This is a genomic window from Nocardioides sp. TF02-7, assembly GCF_022437945.1.
Lineage (GTDB): Bacteria > Actinomycetota > Actinomycetes > Propionibacteriales > Nocardioidaceae > Nocardioides.
The window spans coordinates 1,414,159-1,431,819 of record NZ_CP092535.1 but is presented as its reverse complement, the minus strand read 5'-3'; the positions used below and the strand labels follow the sequence as shown (position 1 = coordinate 1,431,819).

21 protein-coding genes and 2 pseudogenes are annotated in these 17,661 nt (G+C 74.7%); 20 read left to right on the top strand and 3 right to left on the bottom strand.

The genetic code is table 11. The features are described 5' to 3' along the window. Positions 1–49 precede the first annotated feature (49 nt). Positions 50–973: a hypothetical protein gene (locus MF408_RS07265; protein WP_240250835.1), complete on the bottom strand. Its 924-nt coding sequence runs from the start codon at positions 971–973 to the stop codon at positions 50–52. 141 nt (positions 974–1,114) lie between these two features. Here MF408_RS07265 and folP point away from each other — a divergent pair, with 141 nt between their 5' ends. From folP to MF408_RS07230, 7 genes are read left to right on the top strand one after another with little or no spacing between them, the layout of a single operon-like run. After that, entirely contained in the window at positions 1,115–1,990 is an 876-nt protein-coding gene (gene folP / locus MF408_RS07260) for a dihydropteroate synthase (protein ID WP_240250834.1), read from the top strand. After that, positions 1,987–2,382 (top strand): dihydroneopterin aldolase, encoded by a 396-nt coding sequence (gene folB / locus MF408_RS07255; RefSeq protein WP_240250833.1) that lies wholly within the window; start codon positions 1,987–1,989, stop codon positions 2,380–2,382. Before folP ends, folB begins: the two co-directional genes overlap by 4 nt. Then, positions 2,379–2,951, top strand: coding sequence for a 2-amino-4-hydroxy-6-hydroxymethyldihydropteridine diphosphokinase (folK, locus tag MF408_RS07250; RefSeq protein ID WP_240250832.1), 573 nt, complete (start codon positions 2,379–2,381; stop codon positions 2,949–2,951). Before folB ends, folK begins: the two co-directional genes overlap by 4 nt. Beyond that, positions 2,948–3,451, top strand: a complete 504-nt coding sequence (locus MF408_RS07245) for a DUF3180 family protein (RefSeq protein ID WP_240250831.1) — start codon at positions 2,948–2,950, stop codon at positions 3,449–3,451. Before folK ends, MF408_RS07245 begins: the two co-directional genes overlap by 4 nt. Positions 3,452–3,461: 10 nt before the next feature. Then, entirely contained in the window at positions 3,462–4,058 is a 597-nt protein-coding gene (locus tag MF408_RS07240) for a hypothetical protein (protein ID WP_240250830.1), read from the top strand. Positions 4,059–4,105: 47 nt separating this feature from the next. After that, entirely contained in the window at positions 4,106–5,047 is a 942-nt protein-coding gene (locus MF408_RS07235) for a hypothetical protein (protein WP_240250829.1), read from the top strand. Then, positions 4,993–5,196: a GNAT family N-acetyltransferase gene (locus MF408_RS07230; RefSeq protein WP_240250828.1), complete on the top strand. Its 204-nt coding sequence runs from the start codon at positions 4,993–4,995 to the stop codon at positions 5,194–5,196. Before MF408_RS07235 ends, MF408_RS07230 begins: the two co-directional genes overlap by 55 nt. Positions 5,197–5,339: 143 nt before the next feature. Here MF408_RS07230 and MF408_RS07225 read toward each other — a convergent pair whose 3' ends face one another. Further along, entirely contained in the window at positions 5,340–6,305 is a 966-nt protein-coding gene (locus tag MF408_RS07225; protein WP_275693448.1) for an ATP-binding cassette domain-containing protein, read from the bottom strand. A 46-nt stretch (positions 6,306–6,351) separates the two neighbouring features. Between MF408_RS07225 and MF408_RS07220 the strand changes: the two genes are divergently transcribed. The 4 genes from MF408_RS07220 to MF408_RS07205 all read left to right on the top strand — a co-directional run bounded on the left by MF408_RS07220 (position 6,352) and on the right by MF408_RS07205 (position 8,841). Next, a complete protein-coding gene (locus MF408_RS07220) occupies positions 6,352–7,074 on the top strand; it encodes an ABC transporter permease (RefSeq protein WP_240250827.1) in 723 nt (240 codons plus the stop codon). Beyond that, positions 7,071–7,541, top strand: coding sequence for a hypothetical protein (locus MF408_RS07215; RefSeq protein ID WP_240250826.1), 471 nt, complete (start codon positions 7,071–7,073; stop codon positions 7,539–7,541). Before MF408_RS07220 ends, MF408_RS07215 begins: the two co-directional genes overlap by 4 nt. Next, a complete protein-coding gene (locus MF408_RS07210) occupies positions 7,481–7,825 on the top strand; it encodes an ABC transporter permease subunit (protein ID WP_240250825.1) in 345 nt (114 codons plus the stop codon). The genes MF408_RS07215 and MF408_RS07210 overlap by 61 nt, the downstream gene beginning before the upstream one ends. A 194-nt stretch (positions 7,826–8,019) precedes the next feature. Beyond that, complete coding sequence (locus MF408_RS07205; protein WP_240250824.1) at positions 8,020–8,841, top strand: ABC transporter substrate-binding protein; 822 nt, start codon at positions 8,020–8,022, stop codon at positions 8,839–8,841. A 728-nt stretch (positions 8,842–9,569) separates the two neighbouring features. Here MF408_RS07205 and MF408_RS25120 read toward each other — a convergent pair. Next, positions 9,570–9,722: pseudogene (locus MF408_RS25120) on the bottom strand (hypothetical protein); the annotation flags it as partial. 503 nt (positions 9,723–10,225) lie between these two features. Here MF408_RS25120 and MF408_RS07200 point away from each other — a divergent pair. The 9 genes and pseudogenes from MF408_RS07200 (at position 10,226) to MF408_RS07155 (ending at position 17,650) form a co-directional block, all read left to right on the top strand. Continuing rightward, entirely contained in the window at positions 10,226–11,167 is a 942-nt protein-coding gene (locus MF408_RS07200; protein WP_240250823.1) for a DUF2520 domain-containing protein, read from the top strand. Then, complete coding sequence (gene panC / locus MF408_RS07195) at positions 11,167–12,099, top strand: pantoate--beta-alanine ligase (RefSeq protein WP_240250822.1); 933 nt, start codon at positions 11,167–11,169, stop codon at positions 12,097–12,099. Before MF408_RS07200 ends, panC begins: the two co-directional genes overlap by 1 nt. Next, entirely contained in the window at positions 12,099–12,518 is a 420-nt protein-coding gene (gene panD / locus MF408_RS07190) for an aspartate 1-decarboxylase (protein ID WP_240250821.1), read from the top strand. The genes panC and panD overlap by 1 nt, the downstream gene beginning before the upstream one ends. Before the next feature lie 23 nt (positions 12,519–12,541). Further along, a pseudogene (locus tag MF408_RS07185) lies at positions 12,542–12,952 on the top strand (FAD-dependent oxidoreductase); the annotation flags it as partial. After that, the gene (locus tag MF408_RS07180) at positions 12,945–14,222 is read left to right on the top strand and encodes an FAD-binding protein (protein ID WP_345893867.1); all 1,278 of its coding nucleotides are present in this window, start codon (positions 12,945–12,947) and stop codon (positions 14,220–14,222) included. The pseudogene MF408_RS07185 and the gene MF408_RS07180, both read left to right, overlap by 8 nt. A gap of 297 nt (positions 14,223–14,519) precedes the next feature. After that, complete coding sequence (gene nadC, locus MF408_RS07170) at positions 14,520–15,128, top strand: carboxylating nicotinate-nucleotide diphosphorylase (RefSeq protein WP_275693371.1); 609 nt, start codon at positions 14,520–14,522, stop codon at positions 15,126–15,128. Position 15,129: 1 nt separating this feature from the next. Further along, on the top strand, positions 15,130–15,921 hold the full coding sequence (locus MF408_RS07165) for a type III pantothenate kinase (protein WP_240250820.1): 792 nt from the start codon (positions 15,130–15,132) through the stop codon (positions 15,919–15,921). 142 nt (positions 15,922–16,063) lie between these two features. Continuing rightward, complete coding sequence (locus MF408_RS07160) at positions 16,064–16,423, top strand: Lsr2 family protein (RefSeq protein ID WP_240250819.1); 360 nt, start codon at positions 16,064–16,066, stop codon at positions 16,421–16,423. A 207-nt stretch (positions 16,424–16,630) separates the two neighbouring features. After that, positions 16,631–17,650: a CshA/CshB family fibrillar adhesin-related protein gene (locus MF408_RS07155; protein WP_345893922.1), complete on the top strand. Its 1,020-nt coding sequence runs from the start codon at positions 16,631–16,633 to the stop codon at positions 17,648–17,650. Positions 17,651–17,661 lie beyond the last annotated feature (11 nt).

Genomic DNA, 17,661 nt, shown 5'->3' with positions numbered 1-17,661 from the left:
GCGACCGCGGCCCGGGCAGCCCAGGGTCGGCCGCCCCACCCGGCCCCTCTCAATCGAACGCCTCGCAGCGGCGGCCCAGCAGCTGGAACCACTTGGTGCAGTGGGCCCGGATCTTGGTCGAGATCACCGAGCGCAGCGACCGGCTGCCCGCCTGCGGCACCTCGTAGAGCGCCTGCATCGTGTTGCCGACGTGACGGTCGGTGCCCTGGAACGTCCAGTCGTCGCCGGACTCGTAGTAGGCGTTGACCCGGTTGACGTTGTCCCACCCCGAGGGGAGGTCGATCCGCGGGTCGTGCCCCTCGCTGCCCGTGAACCGGTGGTCGTCGCGGATCCCGACGGGGTGGGTCGCGCTGACCTCGGCGAACCCGGCCGACAGCTTGAAGGTGAGGTCGGAGGTGATGCCGCCGTCGTCGGTGACCCGCTCGCCCCAGTCCTGGCCGATGCGGATGTCGGCGCCGTGGTCGACGGTCATGCTGGCGCCGTTGAAATTCGACGCCCATTTGTTCCACGTGTGGCCGCCGCCGACCGCGCAGAGCTCGAACTGCTGCTGCGGACCGGTCGTGAGCCGGCGGGCCCGGTCGATGCGGTAGGTGTGGAGCGACCAGCGGTGGTAGAAGGAGCTGCCCCGGCCGTAGCTCCGCACCACCGGGTAGGCGACCGCACGGCGGCCGCGGGTGCGCACCACGCAGGAGTAGGCGTCGCCGGGCCTCGCGGTCCGGGCCAGCTGCAGGTGACGCACGGATGTCCGGAGCCGGCGGTCGACGATCCGGGGACGGTGCCGCCGGATCTTGAAGCTCACGCGGATCCACTCCTTCTGCCGCTGGACGACGTGCTTCTTGGCCGGTGGCCGCTCGGCGGCGACCGCTCGCGGTGGTTCTGCGGGCCCGGGCGGGTCGGGCTCGGCCGCGTGGGCGGCGGTGACGGTGAGCGGCAGCAACGTGGCCGCGATGACGGACAACAGGATCCGACGCATGGGAACCCCCCGACTCTGCATCGCCGCCGGCCCGAGCGCCGGCGGTCCGAGACGTGCAGCGAAGCAGCGGGTGCCGACAGCGGCAACCGCAGCCGGGTGGGGCTGTGGAGGGCCGTGGGGACACGCAGTAGGTTCGGGCGCATGCTCGAGCCCGTCGTCGACCCCGCCGCGGGGACGCAGGTGATGGGCGTCGTCAACGTCACGCCCGACTCGTTCTCCGACGGCGGACGGTTCCTCGACACCGAGCGTGCGATCGCCCACGGCCGGGCGCTGCTCGCCGACGGTGCCGACATCCTCGACATCGGCGGCGAGTCGACCCGTCCCGGCGCCACCCGGCCGCTGCTGGAGGAGGAGCTCGACCGGGTCGTCCCGGTCATCGAGGCGCTCGCCGCGGACGGTGCCGTGGTCTCGGTCGACACGATGCGCAGCGAGGTCGCCGCAGCCGCGCTGGGGGCCGGGGCCAGCATCGTCAACGACGTCTCCGGCGGGCTGGCCGACCCCGGCATCCTCGACGTCGTCGCCGCGACCGGGGCGACGTACGTCGCGATGCACTGGCGCGCGCACAGTGACCGGATGCAGCGCTTCACGGCGTACGACGTCCCCGGCGGGGTCGTCGAGGGGGTGCGGGCCGAGCTCCTGGCCCGGGTGCGGGCGATCCGCGCCGCCGGTGTCGCCGACGACCGGATCGTCCTGGACCCCGGGCTGGGCTTCGCCAAGGAGCCCGACGACAACTGGCCGCTGCTGCGCAACCTCGACCGGCTGGCGGAGCTGGGCTACCCGCTCCTCGTGGGCGCGAGCCGCAAGACGTTCCTGGGCCGCCTGCTCGCCGGTGCGGACGGCGCGCCCCGGGCGGTCGACGCCCGCGAGGCGGCCGGGGTCGCCGTCACCACCCTGCTGGCGGCGGGGGTGGGTGGTGCGAGGGTGTGGTGCGTCCGGGTCCACGACGTCCGTGCGCACCGCGACGCGCTGCGGGTCGCGGCCCGCTGGACGACCGACGAGGAGAGAGCCGACCGATGACCGACGAGCTCGCCGTGCTCGGCATCGAGTGCTGGGGCCACCACGGCGTCTTCGACCACGAGCGCCGCGACGGCCAGCGGTTCGTCGTCGACCTCGTGCTGGGGGTCGACACCGCTCCCGCGGCGGCCTCGGACGACTTGCGCGACACCGTGGACTACGGGAGCCTCGTGGAAGGCGTCGCCGACGCGGTGCGGAGGGATCCGGTCGACCTGATCGAGACGCTCGCCAGCCGGATCGCCGACGTGTGCCTCTTGGATGCTCGTGTTGAATGGGCGCGGGTGACGGTGCACAAGCCCGACGCGCCGATCCGGACGACGTTCGGGGACGTACGGCTCACGATCACTCGCCACCGACGTGCAGATCCTGCCGGAAAGGGAGAAGGCCACCGATGACCGAGACGCCCAACCCGAACATCATCGATGCCGACACCCTCACCGGGGAGATGCGGCCGATCCGCAGGGTGGTGCTCGCCCTCGGGTCCAACCTCGGCGAGCGGGCCGCCAACCTCCAGGGCGCCGTCGACGCCATCGCCGACACCCCCGACGTGTGGATCACCGGCGTGTCGCCGGTCTACGAGAGCGAGCCGGTCGGCTGCCCGCCCGGGTCCCCCTCGTTCCTCAACGCCGTCGTCCTCGCCGACACGACGCTGTCCTCCCACCGGCTGCTCGACCGGGCGCTGGCCATCGAGGACGCCTACGACCGCGACCGCAGCGAGGGCGTCAACGCCCCGCGGACGCTCGACGTCGACCTGATCGTGGTCGGCGACCGGCGCAGCGACACCGACGCGCTCAAGCTGCCCCACCCCAACGCCCACGAGCGGGCGTTCGTGCTCCAGCCGTGGCTGGACCTCGAGCCCGACGCCTACCTCCCCGACCACGGCGCCGTGGCCGACCTGCTCGACAAGGTCGGCACCGACGGCCTCACCCGACGTGACGACGTGGCCCTCGAGCACGACGGGTGAGGGACCAGCCGCAGCCGGACGACGAGGACGACACCGGGCGCCCCGAGGGGTCGCTGCGCCCGACCCAGCCCGGCGTGGTGACCGGCTGGGCCCTGGCCGGCCTGGTGCTCGGCTGGGCGCTGCACCCGGTGAGCGACCGCCTCGACCGGGTCCCGCCGCTGGTCACCTGGACGCAGCCGTTGGCGCTGCTGCTGCTGGCCTCGATCCTCGGGTACGCCGCGTGGGCGACCTGGCGCACCGTGCACGTGCGCCGCGAGCGGCTGCTGCCGCACCAGGCGGTCAACCGGTTGGTGCTGGCGCGGGCGAGCGCGCTGGCGGCGGCGCTGGTCGGCGGCGGCTACCTCGGCTACGGGCTGAGCTGGGTGGGTGACGTCGCCGAGCTGGCCGACGAGCGGCTGTGGCGGTGCCTGGTCGCGGCGCTCGCGGCGGGGCTCGGCGTCGCCGCGGCTCTGCTGCTCGAGCGCGCGTGTCGCATCAGCAACAGGGACCACAGCACTTAACCTCGGTCACATGACTTCCCCTGCGGGCTCCTCCCGCCGCCGTCAGCGGTCGACCCGGCTCGTGGTCGCCGTGCTCCTGCTGCTCGTCGCCGCCGTCGCGGTGGCGGGCACCGCGGTCACCGGGCAGTGGCTCGCCGTGACCGTCGCCGCCGGCCTCGCCGTGGTCCTGGGCGCTGCCGCCACCAAGATCGTCCACACCGAGCTGGCGGAGTCGCGGCGCGCGGCCGCCCGCGACCGGGCCGAGCAGGCCCGGGCCTACCGCGACCTCGACGTCCGCCGCTCCGCGGAGGGCGTCGAGTTCGCCGCCGACATGCAGGGCCGCATCGCCAAGCGCGACGCGACGGTCTCGCGGCTGGAGAAGCGGCTGGCCGACGCGGCCCAGGAGCTGGCCGACGCGCGACGCCAGCTGGCCGACGTACGGGAGCAGGCGGCGCGGGCCGAGAAGGAGAACGCCCGGCTCGGCGAGCGTCTCTCCGACGCCGAGGAGCGCGCCACCCAGGCCGTCGTCCGGGTCGCCGAGCTCGAGGCGCAGGTCGACACCCTCGCCGCCGAGCGGGCGGCGGCGGAGACCGCGCTCGCCGAGGCGCGGATGCGCAACACCGCCTGAGCGGACCGGCGCGACCGGCCGCACCCGCCGGTTGGCACAATCGCGGGGTGCCCCTCCCCGACGAGTCCCGCTTCGAGAGCGACCCGGCCGCCGTCGTCGGTGCGCCACCCGCACTGCCGGAGGGGTGGCTGGTCGACAGTCCCGACCCGCGTGACCGGTTCGACCTGGCCCGGCTGACGCAGCTGCTGCGCGCCCACCAGCGGCACGGCCGCGGCTGGGCGGGGGCGGGCCTCGACGACGTGCTGGTCGAGGTGGCCGAACCCGGGCTGCGGACCCGCGAGAACGTCGTCGTGCGCGACCCCCGCCGGCCAGGTGCGGGCCTGGGCGAGCGCCCACGACCGCGCCGGCGGCCGGATGCTGCTCATCCACATCGTCGACCGCGACCTGCCCGACGGCCTCGCCGACGCCTGCTCCGGCGTGCTCGTCGACTGGGCGGTCGGGCAGGCCCGCCAGGTGGGCGCCGCCCGCGGCCTCGCCGTGCAGCAGATCGACACCGGCGCGTACGCCGACGACGAGCGGCAGCACCGCTGGCTGGCGGCCGCCGGCTTCGAGCGGGTGCGCCACTGGTGGCAGATGAGCCGGCCGGTGGCGCCGGACGACGCCGACCTGGTGCCGTCGCCGGAGCTGTGGGAGGCCGACGGCGTCCGGGTCCGGCAGGTGCGCCGGGGGGCGGACGGGCTGCCCGACGTCGACGACCTGCGCGAGGTCCACCAGGTGCTCGAGCAGGCGTTCCGCGACCACTTCAACTCGTGGGAGGAGACCTTCGACGAGTTCGTCCACCGGCTCCGCGAGGACCCCGGGCACCGGTGGGACCACTGGTGGGTGGCCGAGCTCCTCGACGACCCCGGCCGACCGCAGCCCGTCGGGGCCCCTCGTCGGCACCGAGACCAGCTCGCCGGGCGGCCCGAGCGGCTCCTACGTCTCCTACATCGGCGTGCTGGGCTCCGCCCGCGGCCGCGGTGTCGGCAAGCGGCTGCTCCGCACGGTGATCGCCGACGCCGCCGCCCGCGGCCGCGACCGGGTCGGCCTCGAGGTCGACGCCGACTCGCCGACCGGCGCGACGGACCTCTACCTCGGCCTGGGCTGGCGCACGTCGTACGTCACCGAGAGCTGGCACCGCGACGTACCCGTCGAGTAGGGACCTTCTCGGCATCGAGTGGGGAGTTCCTCGTCCGCCAGTGGGGGGATTCTCGGGCCACGACGTCGGGAAATCACCTACTCGAGGGTGAGGAAGTGCCTGCTCGAGGGTGAGGAAGTGCCTACTCGAGGGTGAGGAAGTGCCTACTCGCCGCGGAGGGAGGCGCGCAGCGCCCGGTGGATCCCGGTGGGGGTGAGCACGCCGACGAAGCGGGGGCCGTCGGTCACCCCGATCATCGGGCGGTCGTCGCGGAGCAGGAGGGCCAGCGCTTCCTCGAGGGAGGCGCGGACGTCGACGGTCGCGCCGAGGTCGCCGGCAGGGACGCCGTCGAGCGGCTCGAGGTGCGCGGGGTCGATGGCGGTGACCGAGAGCCGCCGCAGGCCGCGCTCGGCGCCGACGAACGTGGCGACCTCCTCGTCCGCCGGGTGGGCGAGCAGCTCGGCAGGCGTGTCGTGCTGCAGCAGCCGGCCGCCCGCGGCGAACACCGCGACCCGGTCGCCGAGCAGCACAGCCTCGTCGATGTCGTGGGTCACCAGCACGACGGTCTTGCCCAGCTCGCGCTGCAGCCGCTGGAACTCCTCCTGCAGCCGGGCACGCTGCACCGGGTCGACCGCACCGAACGGCTCGTCCATGAGCAGCACCGGCGGGTCCGCGGCGAGCGCCCGGGCCACGCCGACCCGCTGCCGCTGGCCGCCCGACAGCTGGTGCGGGTAGCGGTCGCCGAACTCGTCGGGGTCGAGGCCGACCAGTGCCAGCAGCTCGCGGGCCCGCGCCCGCGCGGCCGACCGGGACGTCCCGGAGAGCAGCGGCACCGTCATCACGTTGGCGCTGACCCGCTGGTGCGGGAAGAGCCCCACCTGCTGGATGACGTAGCCGATCCCGCGGCGCAGCCGCACCGGGTCGCTGTGGGTGACGTCGACGCCGTCGATCTCGATCACGCCGGTCGTCGGCTCGACGAGCCGGTTGACCATCTTCAGCGTCGTCGACTTCCCGCAGCCGGAGGGGCCGACCAGGCAGACCAGCTCGCCGCGTCGTACGTCGAGGTCGAGCTGCTGCACCGCGACCGTGCCGCCGGGATAGGTCTTGCTCACGCCCCGCAGCCGGATCATCGGCCGCTCGTCGTCCGCCTTCCGCAACGAGGGCGCGCTAGCGTCCATGCCCGTGACATTACCGGGGGGCGCCGCCACCAGGGCGGAGACCTGCTACGGCCGGTTCACCGGCAACGAGTGGGTGTGCGTCGACTACCTGCGCGACTACCGCGAGGAGATCCAGCAGGCGACCGTCGACCACCTGGTGCTCACGCTGGCGGCCGTCGGTCTCGGGCTGCTGCTGGCGCTGCCGCTCGCGCTCGTCGCCCGGCGGTGGGAGCGGCTTGAGGGCCTGGTGCTCGGCCTCGCCACCAGCCTCTACACGGTGCCCTCGCTCGCGCTGCTGCCGCTGCTGGTGCCGTTCACCGGGCTCACCGCCACCACCGTGGTGATCGGGCTGGCGCTCTACTGCCTCACGATCCTGGTCCGCGCGTTCCTCGACGGGCTGCGCTCGGTGCCGGCGGAGGTGCGCGAGTCCGCGGTCGGTCTGGGCTACGACGGGTTCCGGCTGCTGACCCGGGTCGAGCTGCCGCTGGCGCTCCCGGTCGTCCTCACCGGCCTGCGGGTGGCCATGGTCTCGACGGTCGCACTCGCGACGGTCGGGACGATCGTGGCCCACGGCGGCCTCGGCGACCTGATCAACCACGGCCGGGCGACCGACTTCAAGGCCGAGCTGCTGACCGCGTCGGTGCTCTGCGTCCTGCTGGCGCTGGCCCTGGACCTGCTCGTGCTGCTCGTGCAGCGGCTGGCCACCCCGTGGACCCGCGCCCGCCTGGAGGTGGCGCGGTGAACGTCTTCCGTGAGATGTGGGCCTACCTGACCACCGGCGACCACTGGACCGGCGACGGCGGGATGCTCGACCTGCTCGGCGAGCAGCTGCTGCTCACCGTCACCGCGCTGCTCCTCGCCGTGGTGGTCGGGATCCCGCTCGCGTGCTGGCTCGGCCACCTGGGCCGGGGCGGGTTCCTGGCGGCCGGCGTCTCGAACGTCGGCCGCGCCGTGCCCATCCTCGCCCTGTTGGCGCTGCTGGTGCGCGCGGAGTGGCCAGGGACGGCGTACCTCGGGCCCTACGGTCGCGCGGGGCTGGCGACCCTCGTCGCCCTGGCGCTGTTCGCGCTGCCGCCGCTGATCACCCAGACCTACGTCGCCGTGCGCGGGTCGCCGCCGACACCAAGGAGGCGGCGGTCGGGCTGGGGATGTCGGGCTGGCAGCTGTTCCGGCGGGTCGAGCTGCCGCTGGCGCTGCCGCTCGTGGTGAGCGGGGTGCGGCTGGCGCTGGTGCAGGTGTGGGCGACGGCGACGATCGCCGCGCTGGTCGCCGGTCCCGGGCTCGGCAACGTGATCACCCTCGGCTTCGCCAACCAGGACTACGGCCAGGGCCTGGCCGGCGCGGCCGTCGTCGCGCTGGTGGCGCTGGTCCTCGAGCTGGCCGGCGCCGCGGTGCAGCGCCGGGTCCGGTTGCCCGAGCAGCGCACCCAGCGCCGGGAGCGGGTGAGACGTCCCGACGAGATGTCGGCGCTCGCCCCTAGGGTGGGCGACTGATCCGACCGGACACGCGTGGCTGCGGCCACGGGACACAGAAGGTGGCCTCATGACCCAGCAGCTCCCCGCTCCCGGACGCCGGCTCGCCGCCGCTCTCGCGGCCGGCGCGCTCCTGTCCCCTCTCCGCCTGCGCGGGCGACGACCTCGCGGGCGACGACGGCGGCTCCGGCGGCGACGCCGACGGTGGGGGCGCCGTGACCATCGCCAGCCAGTCGTTCGACGAGGCGGCGCTCGTGACCGAGATGTACGCCCAGCTGCTCGAGGCCGGCGGCTACGACGTCGAGACGACGCTGGTCGACACCCGTGACGCCTACATGGCGGAGTTCCCGGGCGACATCGACATCGTGCCGGAGTACGTCGCCGGGCTGGGCGACTTCCTCAACACCCGGACCAACGGCCCCGACGCGGCCCCGGTGACCACCAACGACGTCGACGAGTCGCTCGCGGCGATCGAGCCGCTGGCCGACGAGGCCGGCATCACCCTGCTGGAGCCGTCGCCGGCGGCGTCGCAGAACGCGTTCTTCGTCACCGAGGAGTTCGCCGACGCCAACGGCGTCACGCGGCTCTCCGACCTCGAGGGCGAGCCGGTCACCCTGGCGGCCCACGCCGACTGCGAGGGTCGCGACGACTGCGAGAAGGGGCTGCGCGAGGTCTACGGCATCGAGATCGAGAAGCTGCTCCCGCTCGGCTACGCCAGCCCGGAGACCTACCAGTCGGTCCTCGACGGGGAGTCCGAGCTGGGCCAGACCGGCACCCTCGACGGCACCCTCGACGACCAGGGCCTGGTGCTGCTCGAGGACGACCGCGGCATCCAGCCGGCGCAGAACCTGGTGCCGGCGGTGTCCAGCGGCTTCCTCAGCGACCACGAGGACGTCCGGCCGCTGCTGGAGGACCTGATGGCCGCGCTGGAGAACGAGACGCTCGCCGAGCTGATCGCCCGGGTCAGCGTCGACCGGGAGAAGCCGGCCGACGTCGCGGCCGACTTCCTCGCCGAGGCCGGGCTGGTCGAGGAGTAGCCCGGCCGGCAGCACCGGCAGCACCGGCAGGACCAGCAACGTAGGCAGCGCCCGGCAGCGCCGCCGGTCAGCGCTCCTCGGCGCGGAGCAGCAGCGCCTCCGGCGCCACCGTGGCGGGGTCGAGACCGGGCACGTCCACCCGCACCGAGCCGTCGGGCAGCGTGACCCGCGGCAGCGGGGGCGCCCAGGCTGCGCGCGTAGCCCACGACGTGCGCGGCGTCGGCGCGGCGGTCCTGCTCGACCAGCCAGCCGGTCAGCCGGTGCGCCGGCGGCAGGGTGGTGCCGGTCAGCGAGCGGCCGGGGCCCCAGAGGTCGCGGACGCCGGCGACGAGCAGCTGCCACCACTCGTCGGAGGCCTCGGGGATGTTGACGAAGTACTGCCACATGTCGCCCGGCAGCACCCGCTCGCGGAAGACCGCGGTCACCGCGGCGGCGTCGTACTCCTCGACCGAGCGCAGCGCCATCCGCTTGGTGGTCCACCGGTCGGTGAGGTCGGCGACCGTCGCCCGCTGCTGGGTGATCGACGTCCCGTCGCCGCGCACCCGCCACTGGTAGACGACCTCGGGCAGGACGCCGACCCGGCCGGCCCGCAGGTAGGCCTCGGTGGTCGTCGGCTGGTCCTCGTAGCGGACCCGCTCGGGCCAGGACAGGCCGGCGCGCTCCCAGAAGTCCCGACGGTAGAGCTTGTTCCACGCGAAGACGTCGCCGAGCAGCTCGGGGAGGTCGTCGATCGCGATCGCGGCCCGGTCGGCGTGCAGCCGGTTCATCCAGCGCAGCCCGGGGCGGCGGTCGCCGTCGAGCCGCACGACGTTTCCGGTCACCAGCGGGGCGCCGGTCGCGCGGGCGTGGGCGAGCAGCAGCTCGACGGCGCGGGGCGTCATCAGGTCGTCGGCGTCGCAGAAGCCGAGGAACTCGCCGCGCGCCTGGCGGACCCCCCTCGTTGCGGGCACCGCCGAGCCCGCGGTTGGCGATGTGGAGGACCCGCACCCGCCCGTCCCGCGCCGCGTAGGCGTCGGCGATCGCGCCCGACTCGTCCGGCGAGCCGTCGTCGACGACCACCACCTCCAGGTCGCGGTGGGTCTGCGCCAGCAGGCTGTCGAGGCACGCCGGCAGGTAGGCGGCGACGTCGTACGCCGGGACCACGATGCTGACCAGCAGTGACCTGCGACGCCTGAACACACGCGGAACGGTACTCAGCGCGCCCACCCGGCGGGCCTCCGGTGATCCGGCCGGTGTAGCCCACGTCACGTCCGCACGGGGTGTCGGGGCGGGATGGATCGCGCCTAGGCTCGTTGTTGCATCGAATGAGCACACGTCCGGTACCCACACCGGCCGGCGGCGCACGCCGCCGGTGGTCGGCGGGATTGGAACGGAAAGGTTCGAGATGATGACGCTGCCGTCGTCCGCCCGCCTCAGCGTGGGCGTCATCGGCGCCGGCCGGGTCGGCGCCGTCCTGGCGGCCCGGCTCCGGGCCGCGGGCCACACCGTCACCGCCGCCGCCGGCGAGTCCGACGCCTCCCGGCAACGCGCCGCGGCGCTGCTGCCGGGGGTGCCGCTGCTGAAGCCGAGCGCTGTCGCCCGCGCCTGCGACCTGCTGCTGCTCACCGTCCCCGACGACATGCTGCCCAACGTGGTGCGGGTCCTCGTCGACTCCGGCGCCGTCCGCGAGGGGCAGTACGTCGTGCACACCTCCGGGCGGCACGGGCTGGCCGTCCTCGAGCCGGCGGCCGCCGCCGGCGCCCGGCCGGTCGCGCTGCACCCGGCGATGACCTTCACCGGCACCGCCGTCGACCTCGACCGCCTCGACGGCTGCGTGTTCGGGCTGACCGCCGGGCCCGCGGACCGCGGGCTGGCGCAGCAGCTGGTCGCCGACCTCGGCGGCCGGCCCACGTGGGTCCCGGAGGAGATGCGGACGCTCTACCACGCGGGGCTCGCCCACGGCGCCAACCACCTGGTCACCCTCGTCAGCGAGGCGATGGGCCTGCTCGCCGCCGCCGGGTCCGACGACCCCGCGGGTACCCTCCGCCCGCTGCTGCAGGCCGCTCTCGACAACGCGCTCGCCGACGGCGACGCGGCCCTGACCGGGCCGATCGTCCGCGGCGACGTGCAGACCGTCGCCGCGCACCTCGACGACATCGCCGCCAACCAGCCCGACACGATCCCGTCGTACGTCGCGATGGCGCGCGCCACCCTCGACCGCGCGGTCACCGACGGCCGGGTGCTGCCGATCCGCGCCGCACGGATCAAGGCGCTCCTCGACGGCGCGACCGCCCTTCACGACCGCCCGGCCGCTCCCGGCACCGTCGCGCACGCCGTGGAGCGTTGATGGCGGTCGCCGGGCGGACGCCCGCGGTCGCGCGCACCCGCGCGGAGCTCGCCGAGGCCCTCGGCCCCCGGCGGTCGCAGGGGTCGCTGGCACTGGTGCCGACGATGGGTGCCCTCCACGAGGGCCACGCGAGCCTGGTGCGGGTCGCCCGCGGGCGCGCCGGCGACGACGGCGCCGTCGTCGTGTCGATCTTCGTCAACCCGCTCCAGTTCGGGCCCGGCGAGGACCTGGACCGCTATCCGCGCACGTTCGACGCCGACCTCGAGGTCTGCGCGCGGGAGGGCGTCGACGTGGTGTTCGCGCCCACCGTCGCGGAGATGTATCCCGGCGGCGTCCCGACGGGCGAGGACAGCCCGGCCGTGACCCTCGACCCGGGTCCGCTCGCCGGTGTGCTCGAGGGGCGCACCCGCCCCGGGCACTTCCGCGGCGTGCTGACCGTCGTCGCGAAGCTGTTCGGCCTGGTGCGGCCCGACCTGGCGGTGTTCGGTGAGAAGGACTACCAGCAGCTGGTGCTGATCCGGCGGATGGCCGAGGACCTGTGTCTCAGCGGCAGCGTCGGCCCGCTGGAGGTCGTCGGCGCGCCCACCGACCGGGAGCCCGACGGGCTCGCCCGGTCCAGCCGCAACCGCTACCTGGACGAGGAGCAGCGGCTGCAGGCCACCGTGCTCCACCGGGTGCTCGTCGCCGCCCGGCGCGACGCGGTCTACGGCCTCGAGCGGGCGCTCGGCGCCGGCCGCGCCGAGCTGCGGGCCGCCCAGGGCGTCGACCTGGACTACTTCGAGGTCCGGGCGCCGGACCTCGGCGAGCTCACCGACGACGCCCCGCCGGGCACCCCCGCCCGCGCGCTCATCGCCGCCCGGGTCGGCTCCACCCGCCTGATCGACAACACGGCGCTCACCCTCGGGGTGCCGCCGACGGAGGGGAGCAGCTGATGCTTCGGACCATGATGACCAGCAAGATCCACCGCGCCACGGTGACCCAGGCAGACCTGCACTACGTCGGCTCGGTGACTGTCGACGAGGACCTGCTCGACGCGGCCGACCTGCTGCCCGGCGAGCTGGTCCACGTCGTCGACATCACCAACGGCGCCCGGCTGGAGACCTACACGATCGCGGGGGAGCGGGGGTCCGGCGTGATCGGCATCAACGGCGCCGCCGCGCGGCTCGTCCACCCCGGCGACCTGGTCATCCTGATCGGCTACGGCCAGATGACGACCGAGGAGGCCCGCGCCCACCGACCGCACGTGGTCTTCGTCGACGCGGACAACAAGGTGGTCGCGACCGGGTCCGACGCCGCGGAGACCTTCGGGGACCCGGCGCTCGCGCGCGGCGACGTCACGGCCGTGGGCTGACCGGGCACCGATAGCCTGCGGCAATGCCCACGCCCGCCAGCACCCGCCGCGTGCCCGGCCGGCTCGCCGCACCCGAGCCCGGGTGGACGACGCGCGCCGACGTCGTCATCGTCGGCTCCGGCATCGCCGGGCTGACCGCGGCACTGCGGCTGCGTGAGCGGGTCGACAAGGTGCTCCTGGTGACCAAGGACGTCCTCGCCGCCGGGTCCACCCAGTGGGCGCAGGGCGGCATCGCGGCCGCCCTCGGCCCGGGCGACACCCCGGAGGAGCACGAGGTCGACACGCTCGTGGCCGGGGCCGGCGCCTGCGACCGGGCCGCCGTCCGGGCGCTGGTCACCGAGGGCCCGGAGGCGGTGCGCGAGCTGATCGCGCTCGGAACGAACTTCGACCTCGACGCCGAGGGGCTGCTCTCCCTGACCCGGGAGGGTGGCCACCACCGCGACCGGATCGCGCACGCCGGGGGGCGACGCGACCGGCGCCGAGATCCAACGGGCGCTCACGGCGGCCGTGGCGGCCGCGCCCGACATCGAGGTGGTCCAGCACGCGCTGGCCGTCGACCTGCTGCTCGCCGAGGACGGCGGCGTCGCCGGCGTCACGCTGCACGTGATGGGCGAGGGGCAGCGCGACGGCGTGGGCGCGGTGCTCTGCCGGGCCGTCGTGCTCGCCAGCGGCGGCCTCGGGCAGGTGTTCTCGCAGACCACGAACCCGGCGGTGGCGACCGGCGACGGGATGGCGCTGGCGCTCCGGGCCGGGGCGACGCTGCGCGACCTGGAGTTCGTCCAGTTCCACCCGACCGTGATGTACCTCGGCCCGGAGTCGCGCGGGCAGCAGCCGCTGATCTCCGAGGCGGTCAGGGGGAGGGCGCGTTCCTCGTCGACGACGACGGTCACCGGTTCCTCCAGGGCCAGCACCCGCTCGCCGATCTCGCCCCCGCGCGACGTGGTGGCGAAGGCGATCATGAAGCGGATGCTCGAGACCGGACGCCCGCACATGTGGCTGGACGCGCGCCACCTCGGCGCCGCGTTCTGGGAGCGCCGCTTCCCCACGATCCTCGCGACGGCGCGGTCGCACGGCATCGACCCGGTCACCCGGCTGATCCCGGTCGCGCCCGCTTGCCACTACGCCTCGGGCGGCGTACGGACCGACCTCGACGGCCGCACCGACCTGCCGGGCCTCTACGCGACCGGCGAGGTGGCGTGCTCGGGCGTGCACGGCGCCAACCGGCTCGCGTCGAACTCCCTCCTCGAGGGCCTGGTGTTCTCGCGGCGGATCGCGACCGTGCTACCCGACGAGCTGCGGCCCTGGTCCGACCCGGTCCCCGACGCCCGCACCCCCGGGCTGGTCTCCGGGGCGGTCCGGCGCGAGCTGCAGGAGACGATGTCGTCGCGGGTGGGCGTCCTCCGCTCCGCCGCCGGGCTCGCCGACGCGTCGGCCGTGCTCGACAAGCTCGCCGGGCACGCGGCCGAGCAGGTCGACCAGGACTCCTGGGAGACCACCAACCTGCTCACGATCAGCGCCGCCCTCGCCGACGCCGCCGCGCTCCGGGAGGAGACCCGCGGCTCCCACTGGCGCGAGGACTTCCCCGAGCGCGACGACCAGCGGTGGTCGGGGCACTTCGACGTCGTCATGGACGACGGGACGACCACGGTGGTGTTCGCGCCGGCGGAGCCGACCGACCCCGGCCGACAGGAGCAACCGGCATGAGCATCGCCCGCACGCCCTGCACCGACCTCCCCGCCGGCCTCCGCGACGAGCTGGCCGGCGCCGGCCTCGACCCGCAGGCGGTGCACGACCACGTCGCGGTCGCGTTCGAGGAGGACCTGCCCGGCGGCGCTCCCGACGTGACCTCGGCGGCGATGCCGGACATGGGGCGGGCCGTCGCCGACGTCGCGGCCCGCGAGCCGGGGGTCGTCGCCGGGCTGGGCGTCGCCGAGCTCGCGTTCCGCTACGCCCTCGGCACGGAGGTGCGGGTCAGCGGACGGGTCCCCCGACGGCTCCGCGGTGGCGGCCGGCGACGTCGTGATGACGGTCGAGGGGCCGGTCGCGGGGGTGCTGACGGCCGAGCGCACCGCGCTCAACTTCGCCTCCCACCTGTCGGGGGTCGCCACGGCGACCGCCCGCTGGGTCGCCGCCCTCGAGGGCACCGGCGCACGGGTCCTCGACACCCGCAAGACGCTGCCCGGCTGGCGCTCCCTGCAGAAGTACGCCGTCCGCTGCGGCGGCGGGGTCAACCACCGGTTCAGCCTGGCGGACCGGGCGATGGTCAAGGACAACCACGCGGTCGCGGCCGGCGGCGTGGTGGCGGCGTACCGCGCGGTGGTCGCGGCCGCCCCGGGGCTGCGGGTCGAGGTCGAGGTCACCGACCTCGACGAGCTGCGCGCCGTGCTCGACGCCGGGTGCACCGAGGTGCTGCTCGACAACATGAGCACCGACGACATGGCCGAGGCCGTTCGGATCACCGACGGGCGCGCCACGCTCGAGGCGTCCGGCGGCCTCACCCTCGACCGGGCGCGCGAGGTGGGTGCCACCGGGGTGGACTTCGTCTCCGTCGGGGCGCTGACCCACTCGGTGACCGTGTTCGACCTCGGGCTGGACTTCCGGGCGCCGTGACATGAGCCTGCTCGCCGTCGACATCCGCAACGCGCACACCGTGCTGGGCCTGGTGCCCGCCGGCGCCGACGCCCCCGGCGAGGTGCGCCACCGGTGGCGGGTGGCGACCGACGAGCACCGCACGGCCGACGACTGGGCGGTGCTGCTGAGCGGGCTGCTGCAGGACCACGCGTCCGAGGTCGACGGAGTGGCGGTCTGCTCGACCGTGCCCGCCGTGCTCAACGCGTGGCGGGAGATGCTCGGCGGCTCCTTTCCCGGTGTCCCGGTCGTGGTCGTCGAGCCCGGTGTCCGCACCGGCGTCCCGATCCTCGTCGACAACCCGCGCGAGGTCGGCACCGACCGGATCGTGAATGCGCTGGCGGCGGCCGACGAATTCGGCGGGCCGGCGGTCGTGGTCGATTTCGGCGGGACCGCGACGACTTTCGACGTCGTCGACGCCGACGGCCGTTATGTGGGCGGCGCGATCACGCCCGGCATCGAGACATCGCTCGAGGCCCTGCGGCGCCGCGGCGCCCAGCTGCGGATGGTCGAGCTCGTGCGGCCGCGCAGCGTGATCGGCAAGAACACCGTCGAGGCGCTGCAGGCCGGCGTGGTCTTCGGCGTCGCCAGCCAGGTGGACGGGATGGTCGAGCGCATCGTGGCCGCACTCGGCACCGACCGGGCGGACGTGCGGGTGGTCGCCACCGGTCACCTCGCGCCGCTGGTGCTCGACGACTGCCGCTGCTTCACCGACCATTCCCCGGACCTCACGCTCCGCGGCCTGGAAAAGGTCTTCCGCCGCAACGCGAGATAATCGGACCGCTATTCCACGGGTATTCCGGATAACCCGTCGATCCGAGTCGCCGGGCCTTGCCGCAATGTGGCAGTCTTTCGCCTCAGAAGTGCCGGGATATCCGGCTCCCGATCGTATTTATCGCATTCAGGAGGAGAATCCCATGGCGCAGCGGGTCAACATCGTCCTCGTCGACGACATCGACGGTTCCGACGCGACGCAGACGGTGTCGTTCGGCCTCGACGGGACGTCGTACGAGATCGACCTCAACGACGAGCACGCGGGCGAGCTGCGCGAGGCGCTGGCCACGTACGTCGGCCACGCGCGCAAGGTCGCCGGCGGCCGGCGGGGCCGCGGCGCCGGCCGGTCCGGCGGCTCGGCCGGCTCCGGCAGCAGCGGCGCCAGCGGTGGCGGTGCGTCGGCCCGGGAGATCCGCGAGTGGGCCCGCGCCAACGGCCACGAGGTCCCCGATCGCGGCCGGATCCCGGCGGAGGTGCGCTCGGCGTACGAGTCCGCGCACTAGCGCCAGCGGCGGCGCGGGCGCTGCCGCCGGCGTATCGGAAGTGAAATCTCCTGTATCACCTCGAGAACCAGGCACGGAGCATCGCCGACCTCCCCTAGGCTGCACGGGCCGCGCACGCTGGTTCGCGCGGCTCGCACACGTCACATGGGGAGATCTTCTTGCGCGCGCTCACGACCGCCCGACGTTCCACGCTCGCCGGACTAGCCCCTGGCCCTCGTCGCGGGCCTGCTGAGCGCCCTCGCGGTCGCGACGCCGGCCCAGGCCCGGTACGCGACCGACGGCTCCGGCGCCTACCTCGGCGCGATCGACTGGTTCGAGTGGGGCGGCCCGCGCGAGGCGATCCCGGCGGGCGGGCTCACCCGCACCAACGAGCGCGAGGTGGCGGGCGGCACCCTCCGCACCACCTGCACCATCGGCGCCGTCTCGGGCGGCGACCTGATCGCCTACCGGCCGGGCAACTGGGGCGGGGACGCCCTCGACGACCTGTACCGGATCGGGGAGCCCGGCAACCTCAACCAGCTGATCTCGGGTCTCGCCAACGCCGTCGACGGCACCACGATCTCCTTCCCCTTGAGCTGCTCCGCGACCCTGGGCGGCGCGCCCGTGCCGCTGGCCGGCCTGGTGATGGCCGATGCCGAGCAGAGCGGCGGCGACGAGTACGTCGAGGCGACGATCCCCGCTGGCGCGCAGTGGCGGATGATCGACCGGCTCCGCACCGACGGCTGCATCTCCGACACCACCGTCACCCGCACCGGCCAGACGCTGCGGCTGACCGGCCCGGCCGCCGTGTGCCCGACCGGACCCGCCGGCGTTGCTTTCATGGAGGACGCCACCTCGGCCGAGGTCACCCTCCAGGGCGGCGGCGTCTCGGCGATCGCGCTCGGCGTGATGCTCTTCAACGACTTCGGTGACGCGCCCGAGACCTACGGCGCCGCGGGCGCCCTCTACTCGCCCGGGTTCACCGGCGGTCCCGTGCCCCAGGGCGACAGCAGCCTGTTCGGGAGCACGCTCAACACCCCGACCCAGCCCGCCACCCGGCTGGGCGCCACGGTCGACTCCGAGGGTGCCCACCAGCCGAGTGCCGCCGCGGACGCCGACGGGTCGGACGAGAACGCGATCACGCCGCCGGCCCGGATCGCCGGCCGCCCCGGCACGACGTACACGCTCCCCCGACGTCGCGTGCACCGGCCCGGGGAACGTCGCGGGCTGGATCGACTGGGACGGTGACGGCGCCTTCC